The organism is Salimicrobium flavidum, assembly GCF_900156645.1.
GTDB classification, from domain to species: Bacteria; Bacillota; Bacilli; order Bacillales; family Halobacillaceae; genus Salimicrobium; species Salimicrobium flavidum.
The window spans coordinates 1-20,213 of sequence record NZ_FTOC01000004.1 but is presented as its reverse complement, the minus strand read 5'-3'; the positions used below and the strand labels follow the sequence as shown (position 1 = coordinate 20,213).

Here is a 20,213-nt window from a genome sequence, read left to right as displayed (position 1 = left end):
TACAATAGAGACAAACCTCAATAAGGAGAGCGACCGATGAATTTCAAAAAAGTGACGGAAGCTTCATACCTGACAGCCGACAAAGCTTCAACCTACCGCGCGATTTTGCGCTACTTCTATATGCAGCACGAGCGGATGCGCGAATTTTTGTATCCGGATGATATCCTTCGTCATCTAAAGGAGCAGGGGGAATTCACCGATTATACGTCAGAACAACTCCAGGCCGATCTGGATCAGCTGGTGAAATGGGGCAATATCATAGCCCGTCAGGAAGCCGGAAAGGTGAGGACGGTGGATGAATTCAAGAAAAAACGCTTCCGTTATCAGAGCACGCCTTATACGGTGGAGTTCGAACGGATGCTTGTCGAGATGGAAGGACTCGGCGAAACCTTCGGCGGGTCCCTTGAGAAAACACAGTTTGAACGTCTGCAGCAGGCGCTCGAAAAAGTGGAAGAGGCGCTCGGGGAAAATGTAAAAGAAGAAGAATGTTCCCAGCGTCTTGATGACGTGATGACGTATTTCCGGGCGATTACGAAAAATACAGCCGATTATCTCGCTTATTTGAACAGCGAAAGAGCGGAGGAGAAAATGCAGACGGAAGCCTTCCTCGCGTATAAAGAACAGTTCACGACGTATTTGCGGGATTTCATCGTCGGGATGCAACAGACGTCTTCCATCATTCAGTCTTTGCTGAAGCGGATGTCTGTGGATGATCTCACCCTTTTTTTCCAGAAGGCGGCCGATCATAAGACGAAAGCGTTCCGGTTCGAGGAGCAGGATACGGAAGCTGCGAAGAAAGAAAATGAAGAGAAGTGGGAGTCCCTGAAAGTCTGGTTTCTCGGGGATGCGCTTCATCAGAGTGAATATGAGCTGCTTGAAGAGAGGACGAATGAATCGATCCGCCGGATTACGCGTGTCATGCAGAGACTGAGCGAGCGGCATCAGCATTTTCACAGCAGAAAGAAAGATTATCTTCATCTGGCAAAATGGTTCGATTCCCTCGAAAACATCGGAGACGCGCACCATCTGTCTGCGGTGGCATTCGGCGTCTTCCATACGAAACATCTTCATACGGATCACGTACCGACGGATGATATTTATACAGATGTATGGGAAGAAGAAGCGATGAGCCACCATACTAAACCCAGAATTCCTGGGAATACTGAACGGACAAAAGCGGGAGCGGTCACTGACTTCACAAAAGAAAAAGACCAGGTTCGAAAGGAAGAAGAAGAGAGACGGAAGCGTGAGAAGGAAATGATCGAGACGTATATCCATGATAACTGTATCGATACCTCGGAAGTCCGGGAAGTGGAAGCCTATATCCGGAAATTATTCCTCTCCTGGATCGGCAGGGCGATGTCGAAAAAGGACCGGACGATCAAGACGAATATGGGAGAACGTGTGAAAGTGGAAATAAATAGGGCGAAGAAGACGGAACTGTGGGCGGAAGATGGAGTTATGCATATGCCTACATGTACTTTTCATTTCATCGATCGTCCGGTAGTCCGCGGGGAAGGAGGAGTGCCTCATGGAGCAGAAAGCATTCAATGATAAAGCGACGGAAGCTCTGATGATTCTGTTCGAAAATTTCTGGGTGCTGAGAAGAGATGCCCCGGAGACGTATCAGATGATCCGGGAGAACGAATACGAATTGAAACGGTACGTCATGGATAAATTCGGTTTTGATCTGATCGTGCATCAGCACTTCATCAAACTTGAAAAGATTCCTGTCGAATCGAAAGTGTGGATGGGGATGGAGGAGTTCAGGGAACCGATGGATTATGCGCTGTTCTGTTGCGGACTGGCCTTTACGGAAAGTCGTACGGTGGATGATCAATTTCTCCTTTCCCATATTTGTGAGGAGATCAAGGAATTGTATCCAGGGGAACGGGATCTTGACTGGACGATTTACACACATCGTAAATCTTTGATCCGTGTGATGCATAAACTTGTCGATCTCGGCATTCTGAAGGTCGTCGACGGGGAAATAGATGAATTCCACAAAGATGAGGAGCACGAAGTACTGTATGAAGTGACTGTCTATGCCAGATATTTCATGCGTACCTATCCGGAGCAATTGTCCGTTTATTCGACGAGCGACGAGATCCTCGAAAGTGAATGGAAACGCCAGGTACAGGATGCGAGGCGGAAACGGGTATATCGCAAACTTTTCTTTTCGCCGGTCGTTTACAGGAAAGAGAAGGAAGACCCTGACTTTTTGTACATTCGTAATTTCAGAAGCAGACTTTCGGATGACATCGAAGCACATAGTCCCTATCGCCTGGAAGTGTTCAAAAACGCAGCGATGCTCGTTATGGATGAGCGGCGTCAGCTTCATACGTTATTTCCTGATCAGAAGGGTGTATCGAGCGTTCTTTTACATATGTCGAAAATACTAAGGGGAAATCTTGAGGCTTATGAGCGGAATGAAATCGGAGAGGTGCACATGACTTCCCTGGAACTGGAAGAACTGGTTCGGCGGGTTCAGGAAGAAGCGGGGTCCGGTTTCAGCAAAACTTTACGCGAGTCGACTTTATCAGGGCTCGTGACGACGGTGACAGAGGCGATGGAAGAATGGGAATTCGGCTACAGCGAAGGCAGCGATTTTGTCATTCAGCCCGGATTCGGACGACTGATTGGTCACTATTCCAAAGAGGATAGGGAAAAAATGGATGAAAAGGAGAATACGAATGGCTGAAAAAATGAATAAATGGAAAATGCGCCGCGCCGGACTGTTGAATTTCTGGTATTACGATTATGAAGTGTTCGATTTCTCCGATGGAAAACTATTGTTGAGGGGCAGCAATGGTTCCGGGAAATCAGTGACGATGCAAAGTTTCTTACCGGTATTGCTCGACGGAAAGAAAACACCGGATAGACTCGATCCATTCGGATCCAAAGCGAGACGTATGGAAGATTACCTTCTCGGTGAAAAAGAAGTCGTGGATAGAGATGAGCGTACCGGTTATCTGTTCATCGAGTACGAGCGTGAAGATACAGGACAATACATTACGACGGGAATCGGGCTGCAGGCGAAACGGCAGAAGCCGCTGAAATCATGGGGCTTCGCTATCACAGACAACCGACGGATCGGGGAGGACTTTGAACTTTTCAAAATGGAAAAAGGGGAAAAGATCCCCTTGTCCCGAATCGAACTCGAAAATCGTATCGGTGGCGGTGGGGAAGTCGTGCAGACGAACCGGGAATACATGGCGCTTGTGAATAAGCATGTTTTCGGGTTTGAGACGCTCGAAGCTTATGAAGATCTGATCAAATTACTTATACAACTGAGAAGCCCGAAGCTTTCGAAGGATTTTCGTCCTACCGTTATCTATGAAATTCTGGAAGCTGCTCTGCCGCCGCTGACAGATGAAGACCTGCGTCATTTGTCCGACACGATCGAGCATATGGATGAGACGAGGCAACACATCGAGCAGGTGGACCGCCATATCGATGCACTAGGAAAGATAAATGCTGTGTACAGCCGTTACAACGAGCATCGATTGCGCCATCATGCATGGAAGTGGGAAGAAGCGCGTCAGCGTGTGACGGACGATGAACAGGAATTGGAGAACAATCAGCAGAAGAAACTGGGGACAGAACAGACGCTTCAGGAGCTTATCGATGAGAAAGAACAAGCGGATAGACGGACGGAAGTACTGACAAATCAGGAAGAAAGCTTGCGCTCGCATGATGTCTGGCGTCTTGAAAGAGAGAAGAATGAGACGAAAGATGAGCTGGATAAGAATCAGCGTCAGCTCCAGTCCAAAGAGGAACGCCTGACAGAGAAAAAACGGGACGAACGGAAACTGCAGGCAGACTTGGATCAGAAAGAAGCGGACGAACAGGAGCAAGAGAAAGATATAGAAGATGCGCTCATGAATCTCGGGAATGATGCTGCCGAAGCCTCCTTCTTTCACCATGAATTCAATGCCCGGGACTTCGACAGACTTGGCAGTGAAGCATTTGATACGTGGAAGAAGCAGACGACGCAGCATGTGACGACCTTGCGTGAACTCGAAGATCGTTTGGAAAAACTTGAACGGTTAAAAGAGAAACGGGCGGAAAAAGAACGTGAATACAGTGAAATTGAACGTGTCCGCGACGAAAAAACAGCGGATGAGAAAGAATGGCAGCGTACTTTCGATGAAGATAAACAGAAGAAGCTTGAAGGTATTTTTACGTGGCTGAAAGATGTTCCGTGGAACGTTGGAGACGAGGTGGTCCAGGAAACATCAAGAAGAATCTACTCTTTATACGAACCTGTGACGTACCGGGATATTTCAGTACCATTCCAAGCAGAACACGAAGCATATACGAGCAATCTGCAGGCAGAGAAATTGCAGGAAGAACATCTCGAGTCGCTTGTGGAAAAAGAGCTGATCGAAACCAAAGATGAGCTCGCTTCCTGGAAGATGAAGCGGGCTCCTGTACCCGAACGGCCGGATGCAACGTCCAGAGCTAGAGAAACGTTTGCGCGAGGGTCTATTCTCCCTTTCTATGAAGCGGTCGAATTCCGGGGGGATGTGGATAGGGAGACGAGAAACCGGATCGAGGCAGCTCTTCTCGAAACAGGTCTCCTTGATGCACTCATAACGGAGGATAAAACGGATATCAGCCATGACCGCATCATCATTCCGCAGCCGAAAACGATGGCTCATACTCTGGAAGAATATTTGCAGGCGGATGTTCCGGATCAGACGGTGAGTGAAAAAGCAGTATATGATGTACTCGCGAGTATCGAGGTCGGAGAAGGGGCGTCATCTGTCCAGACAGACGGAAGCTATCGTCTTGATATATTGAAAGGGCATGCCGTTCCTCAGGGAGAAGCGAAGTTCATCGGGCGCTCTGCGCGGGAGCGGTACAGAAAAGAAAAGATAGAAGAACTTCAGGAACAGATTCAATTCCTGGAAGGCCAAGTGTCGGAACATAGAAAAAGAGCGGATGAACTTATCCGGAAAATGAAAGAGTCTTCGGAATCGATGGAACGATTTCCGAATGACGAGGACCTTCGTGTAATCTATCAGAATATGACGGATGTCCGCCGTGATATCGCCCGTCTTCTTCAGAATATGAAAGAGAAAGATGCAGAACGTAAAGAACTCTCGCGTGAGTTCCGTTCCATGAATCAGCAACTGGAAGAAGATACAAGAGAATTTAAGTTGGAGCGCTCCCGGGAATCTTACAAAGAGGCGCTTCAAGTCATGCACCGTTACCGCGAGGAACTATCAGAACTCGAACTGATCCATCAGAAATATATCCATATCAGGAAAGAACAGGACTCCTTGCGTGTGCGCATTAAGGAGCGCCAGGAAGAAACGGATGAAGTGCAGGGGGAAATCAACATTCTCGAGGACCAGATTCAAAAGCGGAAATGGACACTCGATGCTATCGAGGAACAGCTCCGCCAGCAGGGGGCTGAAGAAATCCGTAGGAACATCGAACGTGTGCAGGTAGAACAACGGGAGGTGAAAGAAAAGCTGGGCAGGCTGCAAAACAAAATACCTGTCGAGCAAGTGAATCTCGATCAATTTGAAAGGAGGGTGAAAAATCTCACCCGTGTTCTTCAGTTCCATACGTTCATAAGGGAGCAATGGCGACGTCTGTTCGTGTGGGAGCGCGAGTTCGGGTTTGTTGAAGTGGATGATTCGCTGGAGGATGAAGAACTTGCAGCCGAACTCTCATCTGGATACGAAGAGCATAAGCGGGAATCCCAGCTTCTCGAGCAAGTAACGAAAAAATTCCATGAAGTCAACCAGGATTTGGTGGAATATCAGCTACAGCAGTACCCGAATCACCTCGCTTCCGAGTCGTTCCAGCAAGAGATGACGAATGAAGAGAGTCTCCTGTACAAGGAGTGGGAGAACGCAGCATGGAGGAACTTCGTCGAATTGAACTATGATGGGCGACAGGTTTCCCCGATGATAGCAGAAGAAAAACAGCGGGAGATCCGTGAACACCAGAGCCAGATGCTCGATGAACAGGACCGCGAATTATACGAGGAGATTCTGTTCAAATCGGTGGGCAACAAACTGAAAAGCCGGATCCGCCGGGCGAAACAGTGGACGGAGAAAATGAACAGCCTGATGGAATCCCGGAATTCCTCCTCCGGTCTGAAATTTTCGATCAGATGGAAACCGCGTACCGCCGACCGGGATGAAGAACTGGATACAAAAGAACTCGTCGAACTCCTCAATCGTAAACAAGAAATCATGAAAGAAGAGGACTTTGACCGTATGGTCTCCCATTTCCGGTCCCGGATCGACCAGGCGAAAGAACAGATGTATGAAAGAGGAGAAGGCCAGACGCTGCTTCAGGTGCTTAAAGAAGTGCTCGATTATCGGAAGTGGTTCTCATTCGTTCTGTCTTACAGTCGCCCATCCGAGCCCAAGCGTGAGCTTACCAATAATGCTTTTTATAAATTCAGTGGTGGAGAGAAAGCGATGGCGATGTACATCCCGCTATTCGCAGCCGCCTATTCCCGTTATCAGGAAGCTTCCAATACTGCTCCTTATATCATATCACTCGATGAAGCATTTGCAGGAGTCGATGAGAACAATATACGTGAAATGTTCGAGATCGTTGAGGAACTCGGCTTTGATTATATTATGAACTCTCAAGTGTTGTGGGGAGATTATGATACAGTACGGAATCTTGCGGTGAGTGAACTGATTCGTCCGCTTAATGCGGGATTCGTTGCTGTTATGAACTACGAGTGGAACGGACAGGTGCTAGAAAATAGGGAAAAGGGAGCGGATGGTGATGGATAAACGAACGGAAGCTGTCGCGTTTTTCCGTTCGGAACCGTTTCTCCGGCTTTTCACGGATTTCCGGAATAAGTATGAATCGCTTGGAAGAATCGGGGGCAGTGTTTCTTTGAAAACTTACGAAGAAGCGGAAATCATCGCAGTGGCCGAATTTTTAGGTAAACCTCCTGAGAAGATGCGTCACAAGCGAGTATCTTTGGAAGCTTTCGAGAAACGTCTGGCTGTCACGAAATTCGAAGAACTGACGCTTTTTGAAATCCTGCAATCTTACTTCGGAGAGCGGATCGTATCGAAAAAAGAACAGGTTGCCGGAGAAGCACAACGGCTTTCCAGCCTTTTTGCGACGATTGAAGAGCGATATCCTGAGCTGTCGTTCTGGGTAAGCGTGTTGAGGGAAAAACCACCTTCCACTTATCTGTTCTTCCCATGGATGGAAGAGGAAGAACATTTTCTCGAACTGATGCAGCAGCTGAACCTTGCTTTCTGTCGAAGACCCGACCCAGGGGACGGAGAGCGTCTTCCGAAATTCAGTCAGAGGATCACCGGAGACCCCCACGCTTTCGATACAGAGAAAAAGCTCGGGAAATTGTGGATTCATCTACTGAGTACAGCCGAAGGGATTCCTGTGCCGCGATCGACGGAAGGGATTGCGGAGTTGATGGAGACTTACGGGGTTCTTCGTGATGATCTTATGAACTACGTAACGTGTGCCAACCTTTTGGCGGAAGAAGAAGGAAATCTCCATCCGGTGTGGTGGGAGGCGTATCGAAAGAATCTTGCGAGGAACGTAACGCTGAGGGAACTCGTTTCCATCGACAGGATTTATCCGGCAGAAACAAAAGAAGTGTTCGTTGTGGAGAATTCCGGTGTCTGTTCCATGATTCTTGATGAAGCTCCAACCGTACCTATCGTGGCGACCCAGGGTCAGGTGAAACTTTCGACTTGGAAATTGCTTGATTCATTAGTGGAAAACGGTGCGATACTGAAATACTCGGGTGATTTTGACCCGGAAGGTCTGAAAATGGCGGATTTGATCAAAAAAAGATATGAAGGTAATGCCGTGCTATGGCATATGTCCCTGAAGGATTATGAAAAGTCCGTAACGGATGTGGTCCTTCCGGAGGCAAGGCTTAAAAAGCTTGACACGCTTGAGACACTTGAGCTTATAGAAGTCGCAAAAGTGATGAGGAAAAAAGGGAAATCAGGTTATCAGGAAGCGCTTGTCGAAGAGATGATTCGGGAAATGAAAAGCGTTTAATCATAATAAAATAAAAAATAAGAGACCAGCCCCCTAAAACTATGGAGGCTGGTTTTTCAATTCATGATTTCCGACCCCTGCAAAAGTTCCGGTTTCGCCCCGAGCGTAAGGAGAAATATTTTGGAATCATTGATGTCTTCATACTTCACCAGAATATTTTTCAGGTAATCGATATCAGTATGCTCTTTCAGTTGCTGCACCTCTTGATGATACAACCGGAGAATGGAGCCTCGCAGAAACTTCGGCTCGTATCGCGGAAGGTTCTCATCCATTATCAGCGAACCCATATATCCATATTTCAACTGGAGCTGCCTGGTCAGGCTGACGACATGGATCAACTGGTCATTCAACTCCGGTTTTTGCTGTTTCATCACTTCCAATTCGTTTTTCACTTCATACAGCTGGTTCAATCCTGCAACGTTGTGCTTCATTTTGCTTCGACTCCTTTTTCCCACGGTTTTTCAAGACCGATGATCTCTGTCAGTTCTTTGCTATGCTGCTTTCTCGTGCGGCGGCGTTCCGCACGTTCTTTGCCGGATTCGTACAAGAATTTCTCTTCTTCTGTCTCGGGCACGAGCTGAGGGACGGATATAGGTTTTTTATTTTCATCCAGGGCGACGAATGTCAGAAATGCGGTCGCTGCCATACGACGTTCCCCGGTAATCATGTCTTCGGCAATCACTTTGCAGAAAATCTCCATCGATTTATTTCCAGTATAAGAAACGAACGATTCCACGCATACGGAGTCCGACTGGTGGATAGGGTGCAGAAAGTCGATGGAATCGGTCGAGGCGGTCACACATTCTTTCGTCCGTGCATACCTGCGTGCCGACAGTGTTGCATTATTGTCGAGCTTTTTCATAAGGACACCACCGAACAGGGTGTTGTAGTTGTTGAGGTCATTGATCATTACCTGATCTGTATTGACGATGAGACTTTCTCTCGGGAATTTTGTTTCATTCATTTTCTAGTCCTTCTTTCTTCTGAGGTTTTCCAAGCTTTCAATAACCCAAGTGTACGCCTCGCAGAAGCGGAATGTGAAATGGAGAGTTATCATTACAAAGATAGACATCATCTATGAAAATGGTTTCAATCATGCCTGATAGGAATAATTTTTAGAAGTGGGTATAAAAAAACACCTCTTAATCCGAGGTGTTTTCGAGCAGCCGCTCCTGGGTGAAACGGAGCCACTCTCTTGTCGCGTAGGATAAATAATGATTTTTCCCCCAGATGATTGCCACATCCCATTCGATGACGGGGTTCCTCACTTTCAACAATCGCACATCTTCTTTCAGCAATTTCGCTACACTCCAAGGAAGGACGGAGATACCGAGGCCGGAAGTGATCATTTTACCGATGAAATCCCACTGGGAAGTTTCGGATACGGTTTTCGGGGAAAATCCAGCCTTTCTGCAAGCGTCATGAATCCGTTCGTGCAGCGCAAAGTCTTTATGGAACATGATGAAAAGTTCTTCTTCCAGTTCCTTCATATCGATACGCTTCCGGGAGGCCAGTTGATGGGAAGGAGGGACGACCACCCGCAATTCTTCCTGGAGAAAAGAAAAGTGGTTGAACTCTTCCTCTTCAGTCGGAAGGACGGCGATGCCTACGTCCAGGTTTTCCTGCAGGATATCCTCTTCGATTTTTCTCGTACCGTTTTCAATCAGTTCAAAGGTTATATGCGGGTAAAGCTGATGGAATTCCCCCAGAATATGTATGAACGCCTCGGCATCCAATATAGGAGGGAGCCCGATTCTGATGTGTCCTTTCTGAAGACCAATCAAATCGTCGAGTTCTGTTTTCAGGTTCTCCGAAGCTTTCACGATCGTCTCCGCCTTGTCAGCAATCGCACGACCCGCGTCTGTAAGGACTAATTTTTTCCGGGAGCGGTCGAACAGTTCCACGCCCAGTTCTTCTTCAAGATTTTTGATCATTTTGCTGATGGTGGGCTGGGTGACGAAGAGATGATCCGCCGCACGCGTGAAGCTTTCGAATCTTGAGACTTCGATGAAATATGTGAGATGTCTGATATCGATAAAGTTCACCTGATTTCTTGTAGGAGTAGGGAAATGAAAATACCCTGTGCAATTGTATCATAGCTCTTTCACCACAAAGTTTTAATCCGTTTATTCATAAGGATACTCTGAAAATAAACATTGAGGGAGCAACTTTTATGTATCGAGGGAAGCATAAATGAGAAGGAACGTCTCTGTTAAAGTTTAATGTTGATATTTATAGAAAAACACACCCCTATCTTCATGGAAGTTTTGTTGATTTTAATTATCTTAGTGAACCGAAATCTTAATTAACCATGCACGATAGTCTTTTTTTCTACTTAAAATTTCTATTGCTCTTTCGTAAACATCACCTTTATAAAATAGGCTAAGATTAGAGTGAAAAAACCTATGCTCAAGCATATTGCACCAAAAACCATAAAGGCATTTATATAACCTTCAGCTCGAATAAGGAACATATCTCTGTTCGTTCCACCTTCATTCATTAGCCAATCGTCAGCTCTATAAATGCCAAGGTTAGAACTGAAAATCAAAAGTATAAATCCCATTACAGATAGGACTGTCCCAATAGTTACAAACCGTAAAAAATTATCTTTTGTCACTTAACTCACCCTTTCGAATGAAGATGTCTCTCTGTCGCTATATTTCTACTGTTAATGGAAGAGAGACTTTGTTTACATTATAAAACTGGATAATCTCAACCTAATATAGGATTCTAGATTTGGAATCAGATTTCCTTTTATCAAGAGTTCATTTTTTGTCACTTCATTGCTCTGATGGTGAAAACTCTCTCACGCTCATCGCCCATTAATGGAAGGAATCGAAGACAAATAAGCCCCAGAACAAAAACTGTTCGGGGGCTTATTCGTACGATCAGCTATTGCCCAGATTCCTGTTTGATGGAAGATGAAAGTTTCGCATCAGGATGGAAGAAGAGATTAGTCCTCTATAAAAAGGGAATATAAAGAGTGAGAGGAGGTGTGAGTCATGTGGTGGCTACTGGGCGGAATGGCGATTCTTGGTGGGCTGATTACGCTTTCTGCGATTTTTGATAAGAAAACGAAGGAAGATTCGTACAGTCGTTATGATGACGAGGAAACGGTGGAGGAATTCTACCGGGACCATGGTGCTGTCAGTAAAGCGCAAAACCCAAAGTATACAAAATATTTCTGATTTCATTACCGATATGTAATCAACTGCATATCGGATTATTTTTTATCTGGGGAAGGGAGTACGTGACTTATTTCAGGCTGAGTGAGCACAAAACAAAACCGCCTCATCCAAATGGAGGAGACGGTTTAACTACTTAGACACCGACTTTACCTTTTTTGCGCGCTTTCTCTTTTTCAATCTGCTTACTTCTCAGCTGACCGCAGGCAGCGTCAATGTCTGTACCGTGCTCAGTACGGACACCACATTTGATGCCGCGGTCCATAAGTGTTTCATAGAAGTTCAGGATCGCATCTTTCTCACTACGCTCATATGGATTGTCCGCAACCGGGTTGTACGGAATCAGGTTCACATAGGATAAATGTTTCTTATCCATCAATAAGTCCGCGAGTTGATGCGCTTCCTTGACGTGGTCGTTTACGTCTTTCAGAAGAATATACTCGAACGTAATCCGCCGGTTCGTCTTCTCGAGATAGTAGTCGATGGCCGGCATCAGTTTCTCGAGTGGATAGGCGCGGTTGATTTTCATGATCTGGGTTCTCAGTTCATTGGTTGGTGCGTGGATGGAGAGAGCCAGGTTGATCTGGATACCTTCATCCGCAAATTCATACATCTTCGGTGCGATACCGCTGGTGGACACCGTGATATGGCGAGCACCGATGGAAAGTCCTTTTTTGTCGTTGACGACGTTCAAGAAGTCGATCAGGTTTTCGTAGTTGTCGAATGGCTCGCCGATTCCCATCACTACGATGTGGCTGACACGCTCTTCTTTTTGCTTCTGATCGAGATCCTGCTGGACCTTCATGATCTGTTCGACGATTTCCCCGCCGGATAGATCCCGATGCTTCTTCAGGACCCCGCTCGCGCAGAAGGAACAGCCGATGTTGCAGCCGACCTGTGTCGTCACGCAGACGGAAAGTCCGTAATTGAAACGCATCAACACCGTTTCGATTATGTTTCCGTCGTGCAGTTTGAATAGGTATTTGACAGTACCGTCCTCGGATTCCTGTTTGATCTCTTCAGACAACGTTTCAATGGTAAAGTTCTCCTTAAGCACATCTATACAGGATTGGTTCACGTTTTTCATGTCGCTGAAATCCGTTACACGTTTCTGGTAGATCCAGTCCCACACCTGTTTGGAACGGAACTTTTTCTCACCGTGTTCCACAAGCCAATCCGTCAGCTGCTCGAACGTTAGTCCATAAATGGATGTTTTCATATATACGCTCCTCATTCTCAAAAATTCACTATTCTTATACTAAGGGATGAATAGATCGCATACAAGATTTTTGTTTATAATTATAACATAGGGATGTAAGTGATATCTTTCCTTCATTATTATATAATCGAATAGCTTGTTGTTACCGTTTATGAAATAAAAAATGTGATAAAATAAAATAGGAGTTACTTCCAATCCAAGGAATGGCGGAGGATAGAAAATGATGTATTTTTACATAGCTGTTTTCGGTTTTATAGGTGCTACTCTCCGTTACATGACGGGAGAGCTTTTTTTTCGTCCGGAAGCGGTCTTCCCTTTTTCTACACTGACGGTGAATTTAATCGGAACGTTTCTGCTATCGTGGTTCACTTTTCGTGCCCCTGTTTTGTCCGAACAGATGAGGAAGGCGATCGGAACCGGTCTGCTCGGTTCGTTCACCACGTTCTCCATGATCAGTGTGGAAACAGTGAGTATGATTGAAACAGAGGTCTATCTTGCCGCTCTGCTATACATAAGCTTAACTATCTTCGGTGGGCTGAGTGCTTCGTTTCTCGGATTTCGCCTCGGAGAAAGGGGGAGGGAGTGATGACGTTCCTCTCTATAGTCCTCGTCGGCTGCGGCGGGGCGGTAGGCGCGGTATTGCGATTTTATTTCAGCACGAAGTGGAACAAAGAGTCCTTGCCTCTTGGCACACTGGCAGTGAATCTGGTGGGGAGTATGGTGCTCGGTGTTCTGATCGGCGTCGCTGTTCCAGATCGGTGGCTACTCTTCGCAGGAACAGGACTGATGGGGGCCCTGACCACTTTTTCGACGTTTCAGCTCGAAGGATGGAACATGCTGACGGATAGAAAGAGAAAGCGGTATTTTTTATATCAGGGTCTTAGTTATGCAGGTGGAATCGCTTTGGCGTTTGCCGGGTTCCTTATCGGGAATATTCTTTCGTGAAGGGACCATTGCTTTTCTTTTCACTGTTTATTATTTAAGGTATAGTAAAAGAGGGAAAGAAAATCCGCTTGTTTTGATACATAGAGGTACAGGATTTTTGAATGCTCGAAGGTGAATTTTAGGTTAGACATTTGAAGGAGGAAGCGTTTTGATCATTGCGATTATCGCACTCATTTTTGTGTCGCTGTTCTTTTCAGGGAGCGAGACAGCTCTGACAGCGACGAACAAAATGCGCCTGCAGACCCAGGCGGATAACGGCAACCGGCGTGCCGATAAATTACTGAAACTCGTAGCGAAACCGAGTGAGTTCATCACTACGATATTAATAGGAAACAACGTAGCAAACATATTGTTGCCGACACTTGTAACGACCCTGGCCATTCAATATGGCTTCAGTGTCGGTCTGGCATCGGCGATTTTGACGATCGTCATCATTCTATTTGCGGAAGTGATACCGAAATCGGTGGCTGCGACGTTCCCGGACAGGATCGCGCTCGTCGTTTTTCCGGTCATCCGATTTTTCGTATTTCTTTTCAAACCACTTACTCTCGTTTTGAACTGGTTCACGAATAAACTCAATATTTATTTATCGAGGGGACAGCCGGAAAATGTGAAAGTATCGAAAGAAGAACTGCGGACGATGGTGGATGTCGCTGATTCCGAGGGTCAGTTCCACACCGAAGAATCTTACCGGATCAAGGGCGTCCTCGATTTTTATAACCTGAACGTCAAAGATGTCATGAAAACACCGCGAGTGGATCTGATTGCCTTGGATAAGGATGCAACGTTCGAGGAAGTGCGCGACGAAGTCGTCAACAACCCGTATACCAGGTACCCCGTCTATGATGAGGATATCGATAACATTGTTGCCGTCTTCCACTCCAAGTTCCTGTTATCCTGGTACGAACACCCGGAGCGGCCTTTTTCCGATTATTATGATCCGGAACCGCTTCTCGTGTATGAATTCCAGTCGATGGAGTTCGCTTTCAAAAAGATGACGATGAGTAAAAAGCATTTGGCGATCGTCCTCGATGAGTACGGTGGTACAGAAGGCATTCTTACTCACGAAGATGCCATTGAAGCGATGATCGGGCTTGAAATCGAAGACGAATGGGACGATGGCAGTGATCCGCTTGTCGAAAGTCTCACGGAAGATGAAATCGTCTGTGATGGTAAAATCACTCTCAGTCGTTTGAACAGTATATTCGATACGGATATTCCGGAAGAAGAAGACGTCCTTGCAGGATATATTCTGAGAGAATGCAATGATTTCCCTGAACACGGAGAAGTGATCGAACGAGACGGTCTTGAATTCCATGTCCTGGGTATAGAAGGACGGATGATCAGGCGTGTCCATATCAAGAAACTTCCCCGGGAGGAAGAATAAGTGCTGGCGGTGCTCGGTGTCGTCGCCGTCGTTGTATTTCATATCACTATCAGTGAATGGCTTTTCAAGCGGAAGTGGGGCATTGAACCGGACAAGTCGGGCCTTCTGTGGGCAGGAAGGGATAAGCGCTTTGTAGCGGCTGAGGTCCTGATTCTCCTTACAGCATTTTTATACCTTTTCCTCAATAGAGGGGTGGGTGACACTTTTTTTGTCGTGCCGCTGCTCCTGATGGGATATTTCCTGATTCAGGCTTTTGAAGCGAAGAAACGGAAGCCGGAGGACCGCGGGTATTACTACGACCTTCTTGCTGTGCTGTCTCTTTTTCTCATGGCGCTATTTACCTTGATGGGAGGGTTATAGGACGTTATGAACAATGAGGAGAGAATTCTTGAAGAGTTGAAAGAAACGAACCGTCTGTTAAAAGAACAAAAGGAAGAAGTGTCTCCTTTTCAGCCCGTGATGGACATGATAAAGCATCTGTTCATTGGGGCGCTGATCGTCGGGCCGATTCTGGCGATTATAATCGTTCTTTTCCAACTTATCGGACACTGGATATAGGAGAGTGGAAACTTGACGGAAAAAGAGAAGATGCTGAGAGGGGGCATGTATGACCCTTCTGATAAAGAACTTATGTACTTGAGAAAACGGGCAAGGGAACAAACACATCGCATCAATACTGAAGCCGATGGAGCCCGGCGTACGGAACTGGTGAAAGATCTGTTCGGCTCCAGGGAATCCTTGTACATAGAACCCAGTTTCCGCTGTGATTACGGAGAGAATATCCATGTGGGAACAGATTTTTTCATGAATTTCGATTGTGTCTTTCTGGATGTCTGTGAGATCCGCTTCGGTGACCGTTGTCAGGTTGCTCCGGGTGTTCACATTTATACAGCGACGCATCCCCTTGATGCCAAAGATCGTGCGAGTGGAAAAGAATTCGGGAAACCGGTCAGCGTCGGGGATGATGTCTGGATCGGCGGCGGAGCTATCATCAATCCGGGTGTGAGCATCGGAGACCGGGCCGTGATCGCATCAGGCGCTGTCGTCACGAAAGATGTTCCGGCGGACACGGTCGTCGGAGGAAATCCGGCTCGTATAATCAGAAATATATGGCAGACGTAGGCAGAGATGAATAATTCTCTGCCTTTTTTGATGGAAGAAAACCCCTTGAAATTTTTCAGAATTTTTTATGAATTACATTGAACTTTACGTAAACGTCAATGTTAAAATAGAAGTAGCAAGGGGGTGAGAACCCGGTGAAGACGATCCAGGAAACCGCTGAAACTTTCGAAGTGTCCACCAGGACATTGCGGTACTATGAAGAAATCGGTCTGCTTGAGCCCGATCGCTCTTCCGGAAATCAGCGGAAGTATTCGAAAGCGGATGAAACAAGGCTGAAACTTATTTTACGCGGCAAGAAATACGGCTTCTCCCTGGACGAGATTCGTGAAATGGTTTTGCTTTTCGATGAGGACCGCAGCGGAAAGAAGCAGCTGGAACGGACAATCGAATACGGGGAAGCAAGGGTCCGTGAAATCGAAGCATCGATTAAAGAGTTCCAGGCGTTGAAACAGGAAATGGAAGACCTTCTAGAAGGATTCAAACAAAAATTGAAGGAGGAAAAAGAATGAACATGTCAGCGTTACTCGCCAGAAATTCACGTAAATACCCTAACCAGGAAGCGATTGTCTGTCAGGATACACGGTTGACGTACCGGGAACTCAACTCACTCGTCAACAAATTTGCAAGCGCTATCAGAAAGAAGGAAATCCATGCGGAGGACCGGGTAGCTCTCTTTCTTCCGAACGTACCGGAGTTCGCGATCGCTTATCTTGCTGTGCAGCGGATCGGGGCTATCGTCGTTCCGATTAATGTGAAACTCTCTCCGGAAGAGCTTCAACACATACTTTCCGACAGCGGGGCACGGGCACTCATCGCGCATGAACTTCTGTTCGATACGGTCAAACAGCTGGATAGCCCGGTTTCCAAAATCAAAACCGGAGAAGCGACAGGGGAGTGGATGTCGTTCTGGACGATGCTCGAAAAGGAAAGAGGGACACCGATCGAGTGCTATTTACGAGAGGATGATCTGTCGACGATCCTGTATACGTCGGGGACGACCGGTAAACCGAAAGGCGTGCTGTTTTCCTATCGCAGCATTCTGGAAGTCGCGACGATGATCAATATCGAAATGGAAGTGAAACCGGAGAGCCGAATTCTTCTCAGCATGCCGCTCAGTCATTCCGCGCCGTTGCATCTATTTTTCGTAGCGGGACTGATGACGGGTTCAACGCTTGTGCTCACCCCGACCTTCACCCCGGACTTGTTCCTCGACACGATTGAAAAAGAAAGAACGACCCACTTCTTCGGAGCACCGGTCGCTTACTTGACGACGATGCAAATGGCCGACCCTTCTGCACGGGATCTGTCTTCGATGAAATGGTGGGTCTATGGCGGAGCTCCTTTATCCGCTAAAGAAGTACACGCTATGAAACAAGCCTTCCCGAGCGGACGATTCGTCTGTGTCTATGGCCTGACTGAAGCCGGACCGAGCGGCACACTTTTATTCGATGAAGAACACACGGAGAAAGCCGGGAGTATCGGCAGAAGAGCTGCCTGGGGAACGGAGATACGTCTGATCGACGATGTCGGTGAAATTGTACCTCAGGGTGATGTCGGTGAAATAGCTCTGCGCGGAGAGGGGAATATGCGTGAGTATTTCCGTAAATCCCACGAAACGGAAGCTGTATACGCAGGGGAATGGCTAAGGACGGGAGATCTCGCGATGCAGGACGAAGACGGCTATTACTGGGTGGTCGACAGGAAGAAAGATATGATCATCTCCGGTGGCGTGAATATTTATCCGAAGGAAATCGAAAATGTCATGCTAGAAATAGAGGGTATCCGTGAAGTGGCGGTGATCGGCGTGCCTCATCCCGAATGGGGAGAAACGGTGAAAGCCGTGTATGCCGGAGATGTGGATGATACGGAAATCCGGAGCACCCTGGAAAAACGTCTCGCTTCCTATAAAGTGCCACGAATTTATGAACAGGTGGAAGAACTGCCGCGGAACGCTTCCGGGAAGATTCTGAAGCAGTCACTCAAGGGGGCTCATGCATGAAGGTACTTCAGGAAAAGATCAGGCAGGAGAACTTTTACGAAGAAGATGAATTTCTGCAGCGACTCCTGAAACAGTATATGGATACCGAGCTCTTCAGTTATGCGGATAAACAACTGAAGAATTTCGGACAACGGGCGGCAGGACCGATTGATGAAAGAGCCAGACACACAGACCGTGATGGCCAACCGAGACTGGAGCAATACAATAAATTCGGGGAAGAGGTCTCGCGGGTCTGGGTGAACGAAGGGTACAGACAGACGGTGAAGGAAACGTATGAAACCGGAATCGTCGGGTATGTGCATAAGGATATTCCCGAGATCGCCAGAAAGGGCAGCTATACGTACAGCTTCGCGCAAGGATACGTTCTTTCCCAGGCGGAGCCCGGGTTCTACTGTCCGGTAACGTTGACGATGGCTACGGCGTACCTCCTCGATCATTACGCCGATGAAGACTTGAAGGAGGCGTTTCTCCCGCATGTTCTCGCTACCGGTGATACGGAGCTTTATGAAGGGGCGACTTTTTTGACGGAACGACAGGGAGGTTCAGACGTAGGGGCGAACGTCGTAGAAGCGGTCCAGGACGGAGATCATTATCATCTGTACGGCGAAAAATATTTCGCGTCGAATGCCGGTATGTGCGGCGTAGCGATGGTGCTGGCCCGGATGGAAGATGCGCCGGAGGGCTCCCGGGGATTATCTCTGTTCCTCGTCCCGTGGGAAGGGAATAATCTCCGGATCCGCCGGCTGAAAGATAAACTCGGAGTTCGTGCCGTTCCTTCGGCGGAAGTGGAATTCACCGGGGCGAAAGCGTATCTTGTGGGGGAGGCGGACCGCGGCTTCTACTACATGATGGAAGCTCTTAATTTGTCTCGAATCTGTAACGCCGTCGCTTCGCTGGGGATTATGAGGCGGAGTTATACAGAAGCCCTTCACTATGCAGAAGGAAGAAATGCGTTCGGTCGCAGACTCGTAGACTTTCCGATGATTCAGCAGAGCTTACGTGAGCTTCGGGTGAAGTTGGAGAAAGAAACGACGGCTGTGTTCGATATGATTCAGCTGTATGAAAAAGTGACGGAAAGCGAAGCTACGAAAGAAGAAGAAGTGTTGAACCGTCTCCTGATTGCGATTATGAAAAAAGAGTCAGCCGAGCAGTCCATCGACTTTGCACATGAAGCGATAGAGATGCACGGCGGCAACGGCTACATCGAAGACTTCGTCACGCCGAGGTTGCTTCGGGATGCGCAGGTACTCACCGTCTGGGAAGGAACAGCGAATATTCTGGCGCTGGAACTCTTACGACTCGTGAATAAGTACGAAGCGCATACGCTGTTTGTCGGGATGTTGAGGGAGAAAGCGGAAGGAAGTATGAAGACACAGATTGACGCGATGGAGGAGCGGCTGCTTAATTTTTCGAACCTTCAACAGGTGGAGCAGGAGCTCGAGGCGAAGTCGCTGATGAAAGATATGGCGTGGCTGTACGAGGATGTGGTTTACGAACAACTATAGTGTGAAGCAATAGCAAGGGACTGTTAGTGACGCAGAAAAGGTTTAAGGGATGAACTTGTGAGATTTTCGCAATTATTGAGCGGAAACTTTTTGAGTCTTTTTGTATTGCAATCAATAGAGTGGCTGATGGAGATTCTCTCAGTGCTATATTTTTTCGACCGGCCTTCGCGGAAGTCCGGTCGTTTTTTAGCTAGACCTTATCCATCTTGAGTCCGTTCGAAAATCATGTCACACATGGACAGTGCGAAGGATTCGTAATATTAAAAGTAGTTCTCACATTTACGAATTACCGGTCTCCCTCATAATTAAAGGTATGCAACCTTGCCTTTCCCCGAATAAGTAGTTAAAAGATATCCATTGAATTATTTACAGAGTGAACAAGACGGTCCAGTTTCGTTAAGACCCAAGTATCCCATTTAGTTGATCGATTGATTAGTTCGCGTTCACTTTTGACCTCTAGTTATGACACCAGTGTATCTAATGGTTTACTCATACGAAGAAGATGAGCTGACAGCCCAGATTGTAGATATCTTTCACCGAAGCAGAAAAAACTTCGGAACCCGGAAAATCAAGCATGAGCTTCAAACAGAAGGGCGCAAGGTGTCTCGTCGTCGCATCGGCCGCATCATGAAAGAGCAGGGGCTGGTGTCCAAGTATACCGTGGCACAGTTCAAACCGATGAAAAGCACGTGCAACGAGTCGGATCAGGGGAAAACATTGAGTCGTCACTTTGACCAGGATCAGGCTCGCAAGGTTGTCGTCAGTGACCTGACGTATGTGCGCGTAGGCACCAAATGGAACTATATCTGTGCCATCCTCGATT

At 47.1% G+C, this 20,213-nt stretch carries 19 protein-coding genes and 1 pseudogene; 15 read left to right on the top strand and 5 right to left on the bottom strand.

The genetic code is table 11. The annotated features are described in order from the left end of the window. Positions 1-36: 36 nt before the first annotated feature. From BW944_RS06895 to BW944_RS06880, 4 genes are read left to right on the top strand one after another with little or no spacing between them, the layout of a single operon-like run. Complete coding sequence (locus BW944_RS06895; protein ID WP_076558130.1) at positions 37-1,554, top strand: TIGR02677 family protein; 1,518 nt, start codon at positions 37-39, stop codon at positions 1,552-1,554. Then, complete coding sequence (locus BW944_RS06890) at positions 1,532-2,701, top strand: TIGR02678 family protein (RefSeq protein WP_076558128.1); 1,170 nt, start codon at positions 1,532-1,534, stop codon at positions 2,699-2,701. Before BW944_RS06895 ends, BW944_RS06890 begins: the two co-directional genes overlap by 23 nt. Then, entirely contained in the window at positions 2,694-6,773 is a 4,080-nt protein-coding gene (locus BW944_RS06885; protein WP_076558127.1) for a TIGR02680 family protein, read from the top strand. Before BW944_RS06890 ends, BW944_RS06885 begins: the two co-directional genes overlap by 8 nt. Next, positions 6,766-8,028, top strand: coding sequence for a TIGR02679 family protein (locus tag BW944_RS06880; RefSeq protein ID WP_076558125.1), 1,263 nt, complete (start codon positions 6,766-6,768; stop codon positions 8,026-8,028). Before BW944_RS06885 ends, BW944_RS06880 begins: the two co-directional genes overlap by 8 nt. Positions 8,029-8,084: 56 nt before the next feature. Here BW944_RS06880 and BW944_RS06875 read toward each other — a convergent pair whose 3' ends face one another. The 4 genes from BW944_RS06875 to BW944_RS06860 form a co-directional block, all read right to left on the bottom strand. Then, positions 8,085-8,459, bottom strand: a complete 375-nt coding sequence (locus BW944_RS06875) for a hypothetical protein (RefSeq protein ID WP_076558123.1) — start codon at positions 8,457-8,459, stop codon at positions 8,085-8,087. Continuing rightward, positions 8,456-8,992: an acyl-CoA thioesterase gene (locus BW944_RS06870; protein WP_076558122.1), complete on the bottom strand. Its 537-nt coding sequence runs from the start codon at positions 8,990-8,992 to the stop codon at positions 8,456-8,458. Before BW944_RS06870 ends, BW944_RS06875 begins: the two co-directional genes overlap by 4 nt. A 178-nt stretch (positions 8,993-9,170) precedes the next feature. Further along, entirely contained in the window at positions 9,171-10,064 is an 894-nt protein-coding gene (gene cidR, locus BW944_RS06865) for a cidABC operon transcriptional activator CidR (protein ID WP_076558535.1), read from the bottom strand. A 308-nt stretch (positions 10,065-10,372) separates the two neighbouring features. Next, on the bottom strand, positions 10,373-10,645 hold the full coding sequence (locus tag BW944_RS06860) for a hypothetical protein (RefSeq protein WP_076558120.1): 273 nt from the start codon (positions 10,643-10,645) through the stop codon (positions 10,373-10,375). A 385-nt stretch (positions 10,646-11,030) separates the two neighbouring features. Between BW944_RS06860 and BW944_RS06855 the strand changes: the two genes are divergently transcribed. Continuing rightward, positions 11,031-11,216 (top strand): hypothetical protein, encoded by a 186-nt coding sequence (locus BW944_RS06855; RefSeq protein WP_076558119.1) that lies wholly within the window; start codon positions 11,031-11,033, stop codon positions 11,214-11,216. Positions 11,217-11,349: 133 nt separating this feature from the next. On the opposite strand, the gene rlmN is transcribed toward BW944_RS06855, so the two are convergent. Then, entirely contained in the window at positions 11,350-12,432 is a 1,083-nt protein-coding gene (gene rlmN, locus BW944_RS06850; protein WP_076558117.1) for a dual-specificity RNA methyltransferase RlmN, read from the bottom strand. A gap of 220 nt (positions 12,433-12,652) precedes the next feature. On the opposite strand from rlmN, the gene BW944_RS06845 reads away from it, so the two are divergent. The 10 genes and pseudogenes from BW944_RS06845 to BW944_RS06800 all read left to right on the top strand — a co-directional run. Beyond that, positions 12,653-13,018: a fluoride efflux transporter FluC gene (locus BW944_RS06845; RefSeq protein WP_076558116.1), complete on the top strand. Its 366-nt coding sequence runs from the start codon at positions 12,653-12,655 to the stop codon at positions 13,016-13,018. Beyond that, the gene (locus BW944_RS06840) at positions 13,018-13,377 is read left to right on the top strand and encodes a fluoride efflux transporter FluC (protein ID WP_076558114.1); all 360 of its coding nucleotides are present in this window, start codon (positions 13,018-13,020) and stop codon (positions 13,375-13,377) included. The genes BW944_RS06845 and BW944_RS06840 overlap by 1 nt, the downstream gene beginning before the upstream one ends. A 148-nt stretch (positions 13,378-13,525) precedes the next feature. Then, on the top strand, positions 13,526-14,764 hold the full coding sequence (locus tag BW944_RS06835) for a hemolysin family protein (RefSeq protein WP_076558112.1): 1,239 nt from the start codon (positions 13,526-13,528) through the stop codon (positions 14,762-14,764). Then, positions 14,765-15,124 carry a DUF4181 domain-containing protein gene (locus tag BW944_RS06830; protein WP_076558111.1) on the top strand — a complete coding sequence of 120 codons (360 nt, stop codon included), beginning with the start codon at positions 14,765-14,767 and terminating at the stop codon, positions 15,122-15,124. Between the two features lie 6 nt (positions 15,125-15,130). Next, entirely contained in the window at positions 15,131-15,322 is a 192-nt protein-coding gene (locus tag BW944_RS06825; RefSeq protein ID WP_076558109.1) for a hypothetical protein, read from the top strand. Positions 15,323-15,352: 30 nt separating this feature from the next. Further along, complete coding sequence (locus tag BW944_RS06820) at positions 15,353-15,886, top strand: sugar O-acetyltransferase (protein ID WP_076558533.1); 534 nt, start codon at positions 15,353-15,355, stop codon at positions 15,884-15,886. Between the two features lie 134 nt (positions 15,887-16,020). After that, positions 16,021-16,395 (top strand): MerR family transcriptional regulator, encoded by a 375-nt coding sequence (locus BW944_RS06815; RefSeq protein ID WP_076558108.1) that lies wholly within the window; start codon positions 16,021-16,023, stop codon positions 16,393-16,395. Next, entirely contained in the window at positions 16,392-17,885 is a 1,494-nt protein-coding gene (locus BW944_RS06810; protein ID WP_076558106.1) for a class I adenylate-forming enzyme family protein, read from the top strand. Before BW944_RS06815 ends, BW944_RS06810 begins: the two co-directional genes overlap by 4 nt. Then, positions 17,882-19,390 (top strand): acyl-CoA dehydrogenase family protein, encoded by a 1,509-nt coding sequence (locus tag BW944_RS06805; protein WP_076558104.1) that lies wholly within the window; start codon positions 17,882-17,884, stop codon positions 19,388-19,390. Before BW944_RS06810 ends, BW944_RS06805 begins: the two co-directional genes overlap by 4 nt. A gap of 504 nt (positions 19,391-19,894) precedes the next feature. Next, positions 19,895-20,213: pseudogene (locus tag BW944_RS06800) on the top strand (IS3 family transposase); the annotation flags it as partial.